This is a genomic window from Jannaschia pagri, from assembly GCF_019655435.1.
GTDB classification, from domain to species: Bacteria; Pseudomonadota; Alphaproteobacteria; order Rhodobacterales; family Rhodobacteraceae; genus Jannaschia; species Jannaschia pagri.
Map to the genome: position 1 here is coordinate 433,212 of NZ_BPFH01000003.1, position 12,919 is coordinate 446,130.

14 protein-coding genes are annotated in these 12,919 nt (G+C 64.0%); 8 read left to right on the forward strand and 6 right to left on the reverse strand.

The features are described 5' to 3' along the window. Positions 1-2: 2 nt before the first annotated feature. On the reverse strand, positions 3-1,814 hold the full coding sequence (locus K5R33_RS10135; protein WP_220748907.1) for a serine hydrolase: 1,812 nt from the start codon (positions 1,812-1,814) through the stop codon (positions 3-5). Positions 1,815-2,049: 235 nt separating this feature from the next. Here K5R33_RS10135 and K5R33_RS10140 point away from each other — a divergent pair, with 235 nt between their 5' ends. Beyond that, positions 2,050-3,483 carry an alkaline phosphatase D family protein gene (locus K5R33_RS10140; protein ID WP_220748908.1) on the forward strand — a complete coding sequence of 478 codons (1,434 nt, stop codon included), beginning with the start codon at positions 2,050-2,052 and terminating at the stop codon, positions 3,481-3,483. 65 nt (positions 3,484-3,548) lie between these two features. On the opposite strand, the gene K5R33_RS10145 is transcribed toward K5R33_RS10140, so the two are convergent. Beyond that, entirely contained in the window at positions 3,549-4,505 is a 957-nt protein-coding gene (locus K5R33_RS10145; RefSeq protein WP_220748909.1) for an imelysin family protein, read from the reverse strand. A 296-nt stretch (positions 4,506-4,801) separates the two neighbouring features. On the opposite strand from K5R33_RS10145, the gene K5R33_RS10150 reads away from it, so the two are divergent. Together K5R33_RS10150 and K5R33_RS10155 are read left to right on the forward strand one after the other, a co-directional pair. Beyond that, positions 4,802-5,188 (forward strand): hypothetical protein, encoded by a 387-nt coding sequence (locus K5R33_RS10150; RefSeq protein WP_220748910.1) that lies wholly within the window; start codon positions 4,802-4,804, stop codon positions 5,186-5,188. Positions 5,189-5,294: 106 nt separating this feature from the next. Next, positions 5,295-5,765 (forward strand): Dps family protein, encoded by a 471-nt coding sequence (locus K5R33_RS10155; RefSeq protein WP_220748911.1) that lies wholly within the window; start codon positions 5,295-5,297, stop codon positions 5,763-5,765. A 10-nt stretch (positions 5,766-5,775) separates the two neighbouring features. Here the strand turns inward: K5R33_RS10155 and K5R33_RS10160 are convergent, their stop codons facing one another. The 3 genes from K5R33_RS10160 to K5R33_RS10170 all read right to left on the reverse strand — a co-directional run bounded on the left by K5R33_RS10160 (position 5,776) and on the right by K5R33_RS10170 (position 6,937). Next, positions 5,776-6,042: a DUF1289 domain-containing protein gene (locus K5R33_RS10160; protein WP_220748912.1), complete on the reverse strand. Its 267-nt coding sequence runs from the start codon at positions 6,040-6,042 to the stop codon at positions 5,776-5,778. A 207-nt stretch (positions 6,043-6,249) separates the two neighbouring features. Continuing rightward, positions 6,250-6,765, reverse strand: coding sequence for a hypothetical protein (locus tag K5R33_RS10165; RefSeq protein WP_220748913.1), 516 nt, complete (start codon positions 6,763-6,765; stop codon positions 6,250-6,252). Next, positions 6,752-6,937 carry a hypothetical protein gene (locus K5R33_RS10170; protein WP_220748914.1) on the reverse strand — a complete coding sequence of 62 codons (186 nt, stop codon included), beginning with the start codon at positions 6,935-6,937 and terminating at the stop codon, positions 6,752-6,754. Before K5R33_RS10170 ends, K5R33_RS10165 begins: the two co-directional genes overlap by 14 nt. 149 nt (positions 6,938-7,086) lie before the next feature. Between K5R33_RS10170 and K5R33_RS10175 the strand changes: the two genes are divergently transcribed. From K5R33_RS10175 to K5R33_RS10185, 3 genes are all read left to right on the forward strand, one after another. Further along, positions 7,087-7,419 (forward strand): ArsR/SmtB family transcription factor, encoded by a 333-nt coding sequence (locus K5R33_RS10175; RefSeq protein ID WP_220748915.1) that lies wholly within the window; start codon positions 7,087-7,089, stop codon positions 7,417-7,419. 66 nt (positions 7,420-7,485) lie between these two features. Beyond that, positions 7,486-8,190, forward strand: coding sequence for an aquaporin (locus K5R33_RS10180; protein ID WP_220748916.1), 705 nt, complete (start codon positions 7,486-7,488; stop codon positions 8,188-8,190). Between the two features lie 14 nt (positions 8,191-8,204). Then, a complete protein-coding gene (locus K5R33_RS10185) occupies positions 8,205-8,633 on the forward strand; it encodes an arsenate reductase family protein (protein WP_220748917.1) in 429 nt (142 codons plus the stop codon). Between the two features lie 26 nt (positions 8,634-8,659). On the opposite strand, the gene K5R33_RS10190 is transcribed toward K5R33_RS10185, so the two are convergent. Then, positions 8,660-10,105: an FAD/NAD(P)-binding protein gene (locus tag K5R33_RS10190; RefSeq protein WP_220748918.1), complete on the reverse strand. Its 1,446-nt coding sequence runs from the start codon at positions 10,103-10,105 to the stop codon at positions 8,660-8,662. Between the two features lie 221 nt (positions 10,106-10,326). On the opposite strand from K5R33_RS10190, the gene K5R33_RS10195 reads away from it, so the two are divergent. Both K5R33_RS10195 and K5R33_RS10200 read left to right on the forward strand, forming a co-directional pair. After that, positions 10,327-11,877, forward strand: coding sequence for an ABC transporter substrate-binding protein (locus K5R33_RS10195; protein ID WP_220748919.1), 1,551 nt, complete (start codon positions 10,327-10,329; stop codon positions 11,875-11,877). 100 nt (positions 11,878-11,977) lie between these two features. Then, on the forward strand, positions 11,978-12,883 hold the full coding sequence (locus K5R33_RS10200) for a type 2 periplasmic-binding domain-containing protein (RefSeq protein ID WP_220748920.1): 906 nt from the start codon (positions 11,978-11,980) through the stop codon (positions 12,881-12,883). Positions 12,884-12,919 lie beyond the last annotated feature (36 nt).

A 12,919-nucleotide genomic window follows, 5' to 3' on the forward strand; every position in this document is an offset into this window, starting at 1 on the left:
TCTCAGAACAGGAAGTCGTCTTCGGTCAGGGGGCCCGGGCCGGATCCGACGACGATGATCGTGGTGTCCTCAAAGCGGATCTCTTGCAAGGGACCCCAGTGGGTCAGATGCACATCCGCAAAGGTCAGCCCTGTCTGCGACAGATCAAATAGGTCCTGTCCGGCGGTGAAATCCAGGACGACGTCCCGGCCGTCCGCCCCGTCAAAGACGAACACGTCAAATCCACGCCCACCGACCAAGACGTCGTCGCCATCGCCTCCTTCAAGGGTGTCGCGTCCCTTGCCACCAAGCAGGATGTCCGTGCCCGACCCGCCGTCCAGCATGTCATTGCCACGCCCGCCCAGGATCTGATCGTCCCCCGTGCCGCCAACAAGGGTGTCATGCCCGGTGCGCCCCTCTAGACGGTCCTCCCCGGCGCCCCCGTCTAAGCGGTCGTTGCCGTGGCCCCCACTCAGTTGGTCATTGCCGCCAAGACCCAACAAATAGTGTCCAGCGTCGGGAGCCGCCTGTTCGAGACCGTCAAACCGATCGGCTGTGTCTTGCCCGATCCAAAGGGTCGAGCCGTCCGTGAAGCGGACGTGTTGGGTGTCGAAGTCCGCCAGCGCGCCCTCGAACGTCAGGGCAAAGGTGCCTTGGGACAGGATCGTCTCGGGGCCACCCGGTGCCGTATCGTCCTCGCGCAGAAGCATATCGGACGCGGACCCCTCAATCAGAAAGGTTTCCGCATCGGGGTCAAAGCTGGCCCAGGCGCTGTCTTGGAGGAGCGCTTCGACGGCCCTCAGCAGCAGGTCCGTGGGCTCTGCCTGGGAATGGTTCGTAGCGAGCGAAATCACGGTACCCGACTGCACGTGCAGGAACGTCGCCGAATTCGTGCCAAGCGTTCCGCCCTGAAAACCGATGAACTGCTGGCCATAGATCGTCCCCGAGGACAGCCCGAGGCTTTCGCCCTCTAGGCTGGGGGTGCCATCTGGGGCGCGGAAGTCCAGCATTTGCTCCAGCTGCGATTGCGGGAGGAGCGTCTTCGACAGAAACAACGCATCGAAGAAGCGCACCATGTCCGATGTCGTTGATATGGCACCGCCCGCCGCGCCCGCGTCCCAGGCCACATCGGTCACGTCGAGCAGTTGCCCCGGCACCAGTTCAGCGTAGCCTCGCAACATGCCGTCCTGCGCGCCGTCCGATCTCATGCTGCTGTTCGTCATGCCAGCGGGCTCAAAAATGCGCGTCGAGATTTGTTCACGAAAGGAGGTGCCGGTGGTCTGCTCTATCAGCTTTTGCAGCAGCAGATAGTTCGTGTTGGAGTACCCATAGGACGCACCTGGTGGGAAATCCGCAGGTTGACCCGACACGAGGTCCAGCGAGTCATCGACGCCGAAACCACCGGTCGGGTCGGCCATCAAGGCCTCGATAAAGGCGGGCAGACCCATGTCGCCCGGGATCGTGTCAAAGTCGGGAATGCCAGAGCGATTGGCCAGCACTTCGCGGACCGTGACCGTTTCGATGTTCGGGATCCCATCCAGCGCTGACACATCCATCTGATCCGCCAAGGGGGCGTCTAGATCGAGCTGACCTTCCTCCACCAATTGGAGCACGATCACAGAGGTCATCATCTTGGTTTGGGATCCGACCTCGAACCGGTCATCGGTCGTCGCGGGGCGGGTCCCGTCGACCGAGGGGCTGCCCCGGCCATCACGAATGGACATCCCACCGCGGGCGATTTCCAACAGGCTGGCCGGGGCGGGGGTGGTCTCGGCAAAGGCATCCAGGACGCGGGCAGGGGCCTCGGACAGCGTGTTCGGGTTGAAGGGGGTCATGGAAACCTCTTGTTCGAATGTCTGGGACGGCGCCTTCAGCGCCAAGGTCCCAATGCCCCCTTCGACCGGTCCTGACGTCCGTTTGGATCGGGGCGGACATCGCAGCCGTGTCGCGATGGCAAGGGCGGACAGATCCTAGCCCATGCAGACAAACGCCCGTTGGCCCAGCCCCGGTCGTTGTCATGCGACATGGCAGCGATTGCGTCCGGCGGATGTCTGCCTATGTCTCTTGGTCATGACCGCATCCCCACCCTTCACTGGCCCGATTCTCATCCTCGACGACCTGCGCGATGGGGACATGCATCTGTCCGCGTTGATCCTTGGCGGGCCGGATGGGACGCCGCCGCCGCTTCTGGTTGGGGGCGCGCGTATCCCCTGCACCGTTTTGTCCAGGTTTGCCGAGGTCACCGTCTGGCGCGCGCGCTTTACCCTGGGGCCAGACCTTGGGTCCGACTATGCCTGGAACGGACAGACGTATTCCGTGGCCTGTGACCTGACGGGCGATTTGCGGTTTGCCTATGTGTCCTGCAACGGGGAGGAACATGGCGACCTGAGCCGGGATCCAGAGGAACGGAATGTCATGTGGCGCCGGTTGGGGGCAGACCATGATGCGTCGCCGTTCACCCTGCTGCTCCATGGGGGGGACCAGATTTATGCGGATGAGGTGACCGATGGCCACCCGCTGACCCGCGACTGGCCGCTCAAGGTGCCAGAGGTAGAGGATGCGGCCGCGTTGTCGGACCTGCGCGGCCACCTGCGCGACGCGTTCGCCCATCGGTATGTCGCCCTCTACGCCCAACCCGCATTCGCCAAGCTGGCCGCGCGGGTGCCGTCGCTGATGCAATGGGACGACCACGACATTTGCGATGGCTGGGGGTCCCTGCCCGAAGAGGCCACGGCGTCTGCGGTGGGGCAGACGCTTTTTGCCGCCGCGCGCGAAGCTACTTTGATCTTTCAGCATGGATGTGTGGATGGGGATTTGCCGCCACGCTTTGACGACCCGTCGGGCGAACACTTGGGCTGGGCCGTCGAGGCGTCAGACCTGCGTTTGGTGGCCCCGGACCTGCGCAGCGGGCGCAGCTTGACGACGGTGATGGCCCCCGCTGGCTGGACGGCCTTCGAGGCGCAGGCCGAGGCGGCCCCATCCGGCCATACGTTTGTTCTGTCCAGTGTACCGTTGCTGGGGCCCCGATTGTCCCTGGTCGAACGGGTCATGGGGTGGTTGCCCGGGATCCAAAAGTACGAAGACGATCTGCGAGACCAATGGCAAAGCCGCGCCCACAGGGACGCTTGGGTCCGTGTGCTGCATCTGGTGTCGCGGATGGCGCGGTCGGCCGAGGCGCGGGTCACGGCGCTCTCTGGTGAGATTCATCTGGCCACCCGGGCAGAGATGGCGTTGGCCGGAGGGAAGACACTGCATCAGTTGGTGGCCTCGGGCATTACCCATCGGGCGCCGCCCATGATGTGGGCACGGATTCTCGGGGCGCTGGCGGCCCTTGGCGAAGACCCCGTCCCACACGCCCCGATCCGCATTTTGCCCCTGCCTGGCCAAAGACGGCGATACACCGCAGAGCGCAATGCGCTGGTGCTGACGCGCGACGCTGGGGCCTGGTCTGCGTCCTGGATGTTGGAGCGGACGGGACAAACGCCGCCCCTGCCGCTCGATTAGGACAGGTGGGCGGTCTCATGAGGCAGGGTACGCCAAGGTAATCGTCGCGAGGCGCTCTACCGCCCCTAGCAATCGGCGATTTGCGGGCAGACAGAGCCGTCCACCGCGACGCCCAAGGGTCTTCCGATCTCCGATTGTGCTTGTGCTAGCGCATCCCGCACGGCGGTTTGGAGAGCCTCTATCCGGACCCGCGATGTGGGATTTGTCACGCCAGAGAGATCATCGCCTTCGATGCGGCCCGCTGTGGTGAGCGCGCGGGCAAAGGCTGCGTTGGTGCCCGGCGCCTCAGACATCACCGTGGCCAGCGCCTGCAGCCCGTTGAGCGCCGCGATCACCATCGGAATGGATAGGTCTGACCGATGAAGCTCCGCCAGGTCGGGCCGAGGCGCATCAAAATCAGCCAGAGGACGGCCAAGGCGCCCCTCTGACGTGGCTTCCAACCCCGCGATTAGGGCCGCGAAGAGGGTCATTTGCACCTCCCGGTCGGTCTGGAAGCGGGTGGTGCCGCCCGCAGCCGGTCGGCGCATCTGTCTTGCAAGACTGCCTGTCCAGGTGTCTTGAATTCGGCGCGCTGTCTGCGCCAAGTCTTCGGCCAGGGCGTCGGTCAAGGCGCAGGGTTGCGCCGCCGCATCCCAGATTAGACGTTCCAACGCGCCTAGACCCCGCGTCACGCTTGGGGCGCTCGCGAGGGCTTCTGGGGTCCAGGCGGTTGGGCCTTGATTGATGAGACGTGACAGGTCCTGGACAGCGGCCATTTGATCGTCCGGCCAGGCTAAGACGGCCTGTCCCAGGTCCTCATCGATGATCGGGGGGGCGGCCAGGTGTGACATCCCTCCCCAGGCCAGGGCTGCCTCACGAAATGCGGGCTTGAGCTGCTCGGGTGCGCAGCCGGCCTGGCTCAGCGCATCGGTCGCCCGAGTGAAGCGCGCCACGCTGGGCAGGACGTGAAGGTCGAGAACACGATTGGTGTCGGCCGCGACCGGTGAGACAAGGCAAAGCAGGGCGAGGACGCGTGTAATCATGGGATCCGGTCGATGGAAATCAGGCTCGTCGCGCCGTAGGCATAAGGGTGTTTGCGGGTCTGCAATAGGGTCAAGTTTCGTCGGGGTAGGGTCTTCCCGTGCGGCGACGGTCGATCCCATCGGTATGGGTGCCGAGATGGATCTCTTGGTCGAGTCGTGTTTGGCAACGAGGCAAACACTCGTCAATCCGCACCGAGATAGTGTTTTGCCAAAGTGGCCGCAGAGATGGTTCATATCTCGGTATGTCTGACTATATCAGTCAGATAATGCGATGGCACTCGTCACGGTAGGAAAAAATGACTGCTATTGGCTTCCGATCCAGCGAGCAGCCTTTGCGCCCGCCTCCGACGATCTGCCTCCTCCGGTTGGCGATGTTGGAATGCCGGGCGGCGCCACGATTGGCCGCGCAGGCCTGTCTGATCTTTGCGCCGGATGCGGGACCCGAAGATTTCGCCACCTGCCTTGCGCGGATCCTGAAAAGCGCCTCCGACAGGCGTTTCGTGCTCTGGATGCCGGGGGCGCGGGATCTCTCCTTTGATGAACGCTGGCTGTTGGCATTGACACGGGCACGTCAAACCAAGGACCGTGACAGTGAGACGTTTTTGTTGGCGCGGCGCACCAGACCGTCGATCCGTCCTGTTCTGTGCCTCTTGCTGGACCGCCTTTCACAAGGTTTAGAATAATTCTAAATTCACCCTGGTCTTTAGGTCGTCGGGTCATATGTAATGGCGGGGTCAGCCAGCCGCAGCCAGCCAACCCGCCCGTTTTGACCTTCAGGAGGGACTACTTATGGCACAAACCGCTTCAGATCTTTCAACGGACGCCGTCGCCGTTATCGCGGATGCACTGAACCAAGCCGTTGCGGAAACCGTTGTCACCACGATGCTGGCGCAGAACTACCACTGGAACGTGACCGGCATGTCGTTCGGCCCGCTCCATGCGCTGTTCCAAGAGATCTACGAAGACCACTTTGTTGGGCAGGACGATCTGGCCGAGCGGATCCGCGCCATTGGTGCCGTCGCCGAAGGCAAGTTGGCTGGTCAGTTGGAACGTTCCAAGGTCGAAGAGGGTGACGAAGGGGCCTCTGACAAAGAGATGATCCGTCATCTGGCAGAGGCTCAGGAAACCATCGGCGCAACCCTGGCCGGATTGGGGGCTGTCGCCGCCGAACATGGCGATGCGCGGACCGAGGACTTGGCCATCGAACGGGGTCGGATCCACGACAAATTCGCATGGATCCTGCGGTCGCACCTCCGCTGAAAAGCAGGGGCTATCCGGCCTTGCGGACCACTGCGGGGACCGGGGCGCCTTTCTTCAGGCACCGCTTCATATAGGCGGCGCGCCAATGGCGGTAGCGGCCCATAACCTGCTGCTGCGCCACTACCAGCGCAACGAAATCGGGCATGGCCTTCTTTTTGGCGGCCTTGCTGAGCTTCTTCTGGCCTTTGGTCATGGAGCAGCCGATGCAGTGATCTCCGGCGGGGCCGGGTCGCTTGAACTTGCAAACGCCAATGCAGGGGCTTGGGGCGTTGGACATGCGAAACCTCTTCCGCTTGGGGCCGGTAAGGGCCGGGTGGGAGCGGCGTCTAAAACCAGGCATACGCCGCCCCCGTTTGCGTTCTTAGTCAGATATGGAGCGTCGGTGTACCCGATCTTTGGCTAACGTCCCGACGGCCTTTGCAGGTCTGGTCTGTGGGCACATCGGCCAATACTCCGTCGATGGGTCTTCGTGCCATAACAGGTCTCAATGCAGCCGCGCGTCAGCGGCGCTTGTTGGGCGCAACGCTGCTCGGCGCCAGCTTTGGCTGATGCGGAGCAGCGCCGCACCCACCTGTTCTACGGTCTGGATGGCGGGCAAGAGGCGCTCTCCTGTCACCAGGAGCGATAGGATCAGCATGGCATCTTCGCGCGCGCCGCGTGCGGCCAGCGAGATCACCTGGGCCAGGACCGCTTCGTCTGCGCCGACGCACCGGCAGTTGACGCTATGGCGCATGACATCGCGACGGGTGCCATCGCTGATCAGCGCGCCGAAGTCCGCCCAGGCGTCAATCGCGCCCGCACCCGCCTGTGCGCCCAGTTCCTGCAGGAAGGTCTGAGAGACGCGGGCCTGCCCCTGTGGGCCGTCGAACCAGTCGCGCAGCATTATGACGGCGAGGGCCTGGTCCCCCTCCATGGTGCGAATGTCCGCCACGGTGGCACCGCCCGGTTGGGTGCGTGCCGTATCCTCGCGGCGCGGACCATGTGGCCTAAGCATCGTCATGTCGGATCCTTCTGTGCAGACGGTCAAACAGCACCTCTACGTCGCCTTCGGTGGGCGCGGCCCCTTCGGAAAGCGTCTCAAGCGCGGCGCGCCGACAGGCCCCCGTGGTCGGACCAGCGGCGCGCGGGCCCGGATCGGGGCGCTTGGCATTGGTATGATCGGTCGCAGACATTACCCGTCCCGGTCCTGGCGGTATCTTACTGTTTCTATCGGCTATCACAGGGCCGATCCTGAGTCACGATAATTTCTGACTTCTTTTGTCGGGTAATGGATTGGCCATCCGTGTTGTGCTCCACAGAACAATTCAATAAATCGCGATTCATGGATAAGATTTCAGCACTGCGGGCGTTTTCGGCCCTTGGGCAAGAAACGCGGTTGGATGTGCTTCGCCTGTTGATCCAGGCGGGCCCCGAGGGGATGGCGGCCGGGGATCTTGTGACCACTCTGGGCGTGCGCCAAAACACCTTGTCCGCCAACCTTGGTGTGCTGTTGAACGCAGGTCTTGTTCGAAACCAACGAGAAGGTCGCTCGATCCGCTATTTCGTCGACCTGGAGGGGGTGCGCGGACTGCTGGGGTTTCTGCTCCGGGACTGCTGCGGGGGGCGGCCAGACGTCTGTCAGCCGCTGTTGGATGATCTTGCCCGTGCGACCTGAGCCTTGGAACCCGTCCCATCGGACGGTGGGTATTTTACCGGTAGCGCGCAGGAGACAGTGCTAATCATGACACATCCCTTCGACAGGCCGCGCCGGTTGGTTGCCGAGGCGCTGGGCACCATGCTGCTGGTCGCAACTGTCGTCGGATCCGGCGTGATGGCTGAACGCCTGACCGATGACACCGCCTTGGCGCTGCTGGGGAACACGATTCCTACGGGGGCGATCCTCGTAGTGCTGATCACGATCCTCGGGCCGATCTCAGGCGCCCACTTCAATCCGGCAGTTACCTTCGCCATGCGGCTGCGTAGCCAGATCCCCACGTCGGAGGCGATGGCCTACGTCTGTGCGCAAATCATGGGAGGGATCGCGGGGACGATCCTCGCGCATCTCATGTTCGAGCTGACGCCACTGTCCTTGTCTCAGACCACGCGCACGGGACCCGCGCAGTGGGGGGCGGAGGTCGTCGCCACCTTCGGTTTGCTCGGGGTTATCCTGGGGGGATTACGCTTCAACCAAACCGCGATCCCGTGGCTGGTCGGGCTCTATATCACGGCGGCCTATTGGTTCACGGCGTCCACCTCGTTTGCGAACCCTGCGGTGGCCATCGCGCGAAGCCTCACCGGTACGTTCTCGGGCATCCGTCCCATGGATGTCCCGCCGTTCATTCTGGCGCAAATGGTGGGCGCGGGTCTGGCCGTCGTGGTGTTCGGATGGCTCTTGGCGCCGTCGCCCCGAACCCCTGACACCGCCACCTCCTCTACGCAACCTTGAAGGAATGCGACCCCATGACGATCACGGTCTACCACAATCCGGCCTGCGGGACCTCTCGCAACGTCTTGGCCATCGTCCGGTCTTGCGTGGGCGACGGGTCCGTGACGGTTGTGCCCTATCTGACCCAACCGCCGTCGGCGGATCGTCTGCGACAGCTCTATGATCGGGCGGGCCTGACCCCTCGAGAGGGGATGCGCACAAAGGGGGATGACGCTTTGATCGAGGAACTGGGCCTGTTGCCACCAGATCGCGATCCGGCGCGCGATGCCAACCGGATCCTCGCCGCGATGGCGGCGCATCCCATTCTCATCAGCCGCCCCCTGGTGGAGACGCCGATGGGCGTCGTCCTGGCCCGTCCGTGTGAGCGCGTGGCCGAGGTTCTGGACAACCCGCCGAAGACCTGGACCAAGGAAAACGGCGACGTCATCCACCTGCGGTCATGATCCCGGTCGGGCGGCGCCCTTGCCGTTCAGGTTGGAGCCGGTTCTGCCTGACTGGCGCGGGCCGCGTAGGTCCGCAGCATATGGGCGTCATAGAGCGGCATGGCGGTCACATCCTCACCGATCACGGTCGTCGCCGGCGACAGGTGCCGCACCATGGGCGCTTTGGTCCGGCATTGGGCGCCCACCTTCAGCCCACGGCTGATGGGGCAGACCTCGATCAGACCTTGGCGCAGCATGTCTTGGGTCAGCGGATCATAGGTCGACCGCGCCCCCGCCCCCGCACAGTTGACGACAAAGCCCGTCTTGCGTGTGGTTTCCATACCAGCGGTGTCCCGGATGCGTACCACGGCCCCATCTGGGCCGTGTTCGATCTTCGTAACGATCCCCGGCAGGATCTCCGTCCGGTTTTCCGCGATCAGGCGGCGCATCTCTAGGATGGTGTCCCGTGTACCGCCCCGGAGCCATAGCCGCAGATGCGCGGGGACGCGCAGGGCTTCGGCCTTGTCCGTCAGGTGATCGGCCAGGGGATTGACAAGAAAGTAGGCCCGGAACCCGGCGCGGATCTCGCTCATCTCATGACCGGCGTCCCGGGCGTAGGCGATGGTGCGTTCGACCTCCGCCAGCAGACTGTCCGCGCTGGTGTGGTCCCGAGACAGGTTAGGCTGCAACGGTCGCCGGGGCAGCCGTGGGATCAGCGGTTCCGGCAATTCGCCTTCGGGGGCGCAGGCTAGGAACTTCAGCGCGTCTTCTGGCACTAGGCTCTGACATAGGCGCAGCACGTCGAGCATTGCCGCGTTTCCACCGATGCACAGGATCTCGGCGCCCGCGCGAATGTGCTCTGCGATCCGCTCTTCCTGACCAAAGACCGTGGGTGCCGCAAAGGGGCCGTCGTCGCCGTCTATTCGCAGGGTCGAGGGGCCGCCCGGCGCGACGTCCAGGCTTTGGGCGACGAAGGTTGTGCCGATGTCGGTGTGCACGGTAACCTGTCCGCCCTCCACATCTAGGGCCGTGGCACTGGCATCGACGCAGCGAACCTCCACCCCTCGGGCGGCCAGGGTAGCGATGGCTTTCTTGGCCTGCTCCTCGATGAAGTCCCCATAGATCTCACGCGGGGCATTGACCCCTTGGATATCCCCAGCCGCCACCAGCGGATCTGCCCAGGCCAACCAATCTGGGGCCCGCCCTGCCATCGTCTCGCGCACCGCATCCCAGCGATCGGCCAGCCAATCGGCAAACGCCGGGTCGATGTCATAGGCCGGGGAGTTCAGCAGGTACGCATACCGCCAGGGCGTGCCTGGCGTGCCCGTGGCATAGGCCACGCCACGTCCCAGGGCTGACGCCTGTTTTCCGATGACGACGACGAGATCGCCCGCCGTGGCTGTGCAATGCTCCAGAAAGGCGAGGGCCGTGATGCCATCGCCCACGATCAGATGGGCAGCCGCACAGAGTTTCGCGGACGAAAGTTCGTTCATAGGGGGATCTGTCCTTGGGGTACAAGCGGTAGACTAGCGCTTGGGCCGGGGCCGCGTCAACGCAGGCGCGGCTCACGGCAGCACGGCATAGGCTGCCCCTGCCCAATGGCCCGGCCGTGGGCGGGCGTATTGCTCACCCGCTGGGCAGTGTCGGTGCAGACGTGATTTGACCTGACCGTGTGCTGCGTCATCTTGTCCACGTCACCTATCGGAGAGACCCCATGAGACCGTTTCTGACCGCAGCCCTCCTGGCCGCAGCTTTGCCCGCAGGCGCGGCAGAGCTGCGCTATGCCGCCACCAGCGACCCGAACACCCTGGACCCGAATGCGGGCAATTCCGCCCCCGTGTTCAGCCTGCTGGGCAACGTCTATGAGGGGCTGGTTCGGCGCGGTCGGGACATGTCCATCGAACCCGCCCTCGCCACCGCGTGGGAGCCTATCGGCGACGGCGAGGGCTGGAGATTCACGCTGCGGCAAGGCGTGACGTTCCATGGCGGCGAAGCCTTCACCGCTGAAGATGTCATCTTTAGCTATGAACGGGCCAGCAGCGAGGAATCTGATACCTCCAGCTGGTTTGCACCCGTCTCGGAGGTGGTGATGGTCGACGATTACACCGTCGATTTTATGACGACGGCGCCGAACCCCATTTTTCCCGACAGCATCGCCAACTGGATGATGATGGATTCCGGTTGGGCCGCCGCCAATGGGGCGGAGCGGCCAAATATCGAACAGGGGAACTACGCCACGCTGAACGCCAACGGCACCGGCCCCTACCGTGTCACCGAGCGTCAGCCGGGTCTGCGCACCGTGCTAGAGGCCTATGACGGCTGGTGGGGCGAAGACCGGGGCAATGTGACCCGGGCGGTGTTCACACCGGTCCAGAACGCCGCCACGTCGGTCGCGGCGCTGCTCTCTGGCGAATTGGACCTGATCGAGCCGGTGCCCGTCCAAGATGCGAACCGCGTCGACACGGCGGATGGTGTCCAGGTCGTGCGCGGCATCGAGGCGCGGGTGATCATGCTGGGCTTTCCCCATGATGCCGATGGGCTGATCGCGGGGGGCGAGGGCAATCCCTTCCAAGATGCCCGCGTCCGCCAAGCCGTGGCCAAAGCGATCAACGTGCCCGCGATTTTGCAGACTGTCATGCGCGGCTCTGCCGAGCCTGTTGCGCAATTGGTTGGCGAAGGCATGCGCGGCTACACCGATGGGTTGGAGCGTCCGGCCTACGACTTGGAAGGGGCCAAGGCCCTTCTGGCCGAGGCAGGGTACCCCGATGGCTTCCGCTTCAGTCTCAAGTGCCCGAACGACCGCTATCTCAACGACGAAGCCGTCTGCACGGCCATCAACGCCATGCTCGCGCAACTGGGCTTGGAGCCCGCATTCGAGACCATGCCCGTCGCCAACTATTGGCCGACCCTGCGGGAAGACGACCACGACATGTATTTGTTGGGCTGGTCGCCAGGCACCTTCGATGCCGAACACCCGATCCGCTTCCTGTTGTCGACACCCAACGCCGAAAAGCGCCTGGGGTCCTGGAACTTCGGTGGGTATTCGAACGCTCGCATCGACGAATTGCTGCCGATGATCCAGTCGGAGATCGACGACACCAAACGCCAGGCCATGCTGGACGAGGTGGCGCAGATCCAACTGGATGACGTGGCTTACGTCCCGCTCTACGTGCAGCCGCTGATCTGGGGCGTGAAGGACGGGGTCGAGGTGGTCCAACGTCCCGACAACTTTCTGGTGCTGCGGTGGATGAACGTGGCCGGGTGACCTCACCTGGGCAGGACCCCGCGACGATCCGCATCGGATGGGGGCTTGCCTGACGCGGTTCGTCTGGGCTTGATCGCGCCATGCCCTGCGAGCCGATGCCATGAACAGCCTGCGCCTTGTCCTCTACTTCGTGATCGTCGGGGCCGTTCTGGCCCTAACGACGCTCGCCATTCGCGACCTGATCCCGCCCAAGACCGTGCGCTTTGCCGCCGGCATTCAGGACGGCGGATACTGGCGCTATGCGGAGCGATACCGCGATATCCTGGCGCGGGATGGGATCGTGCTGGACTTGGTTGCGACCGCCGGGTCCGTTGAGAATGCCGACCTGTTGGATCGCCGCGCGGTGGATGTGGGGTTCCTGCAGGGCGCCTTCGCGCTGTCGCCGCCGCTGCCGCCAACCGAGACGCGGCTGCTGTCGCTGGTCGCGCGCTTGGTGGCGGCGCCGGACCTGCATCCCGCGCTGGTCGACCGCCTGGTCGAAGCGGCAGTGGAGGTTCACGGTCAGGGAGACTTGCTCTCGGCGGAGGGGACGTATCCTAGCGTCGAGAACACCTCTCTGCCGGTCCATCACTATGTCCGCGATCGACTTATGAACGGGCCGTCGAACCTGGCGCCGTATCTGCCCTATTGGGCGACGGCGCAGATTGAGCGGTTGGCCATCCTGCTGCTGCCGATCATCTTTCTGCTCCTGCCGCTGCTGCGGACATTGCCGGGCCTCTACCGTTGGGGCATCCGCTCACGCGTGTTTCGCCATTATGCCCGGATCTTGGAAATCGACGACGCGCTGGACGGGCTAGCTGACGCTGCGCGGTTTCGAGAACTGGACCGCGAACTGCGGGGGCTGGACCGAAAGATCGCTGCGCTGAAGCTGCCGCTGGCCTATGCGGACTATGCCTATAATGCGCGCCTACATATCGAATTGCTACGCCGCAAAATCGAGCGGGAGGGGCCGACCGATAGCGGACGTCACGGCAACGGCGGCTCTGCCCCGCTCCCAGGGCCATGACGCCTTGACCAAAGGCCGATGAGGCGCAACACCCTA

Coding starts and splice junctions, on each gene's coding strand:
- K5R33_RS10135 (WP_220748907.1), bottom strand. CDS start 1,814: ATGACCCCCTTCAACCCGAACACGCTGTCCGAGGCCCCTGCCCGCGTC.
- K5R33_RS10140 (WP_220748908.1), top strand. CDS start 2,050: ATGACCGCATCCCCACCCTTCACTGGCCCGATTCTCATCCTCGACGAC.
- K5R33_RS10145 (WP_220748909.1), bottom strand. CDS start 4,505: ATGATTACACGCGTCCTCGCCCTGCTTTGCCTTGTCTCACCGGTCGCG.
- K5R33_RS10150 (WP_220748910.1), top strand. CDS start 4,802: ATGACTGCTATTGGCTTCCGATCCAGCGAGCAGCCTTTGCGCCCGCCT.
- K5R33_RS10155 (WP_220748911.1), top strand. CDS start 5,295: ATGGCACAAACCGCTTCAGATCTTTCAACGGACGCCGTCGCCGTTATC.
- K5R33_RS10160 (WP_220748912.1), bottom strand. CDS start 6,042: ATGTCCAACGCCCCAAGCCCCTGCATTGGCGTTTGCAAGTTCAAGCGA.
- K5R33_RS10165 (WP_220748913.1), bottom strand. CDS start 6,765: ATGACGATGCTTAGGCCACATGGTCCGCGCCGCGAGGATACGGCACGC.
- K5R33_RS10170 (WP_220748914.1), bottom strand. CDS start 6,937: ATGTCTGCGACCGATCATACCAATGCCAAGCGCCCCGATCCGGGCCCG.
- K5R33_RS10175 (WP_220748915.1), top strand. CDS start 7,087: ATGGATAAGATTTCAGCACTGCGGGCGTTTTCGGCCCTTGGGCAAGAA.
- K5R33_RS10180 (WP_220748916.1), top strand. CDS start 7,486: ATGACACATCCCTTCGACAGGCCGCGCCGGTTGGTTGCCGAGGCGCTG.
- K5R33_RS10185 (WP_220748917.1), top strand. CDS start 8,205: ATGACGATCACGGTCTACCACAATCCGGCCTGCGGGACCTCTCGCAAC.
- K5R33_RS10190 (WP_220748918.1), bottom strand. CDS start 10,105: ATGAACGAACTTTCGTCCGCGAAACTCTGTGCGGCTGCCCATCTGATC.
- K5R33_RS10195 (WP_220748919.1), top strand. CDS start 10,327: ATGAGACCGTTTCTGACCGCAGCCCTCCTGGCCGCAGCTTTGCCCGCA.
- K5R33_RS10200 (WP_220748920.1), top strand. CDS start 11,978: ATGAACAGCCTGCGCCTTGTCCTCTACTTCGTGATCGTCGGGGCCGTT.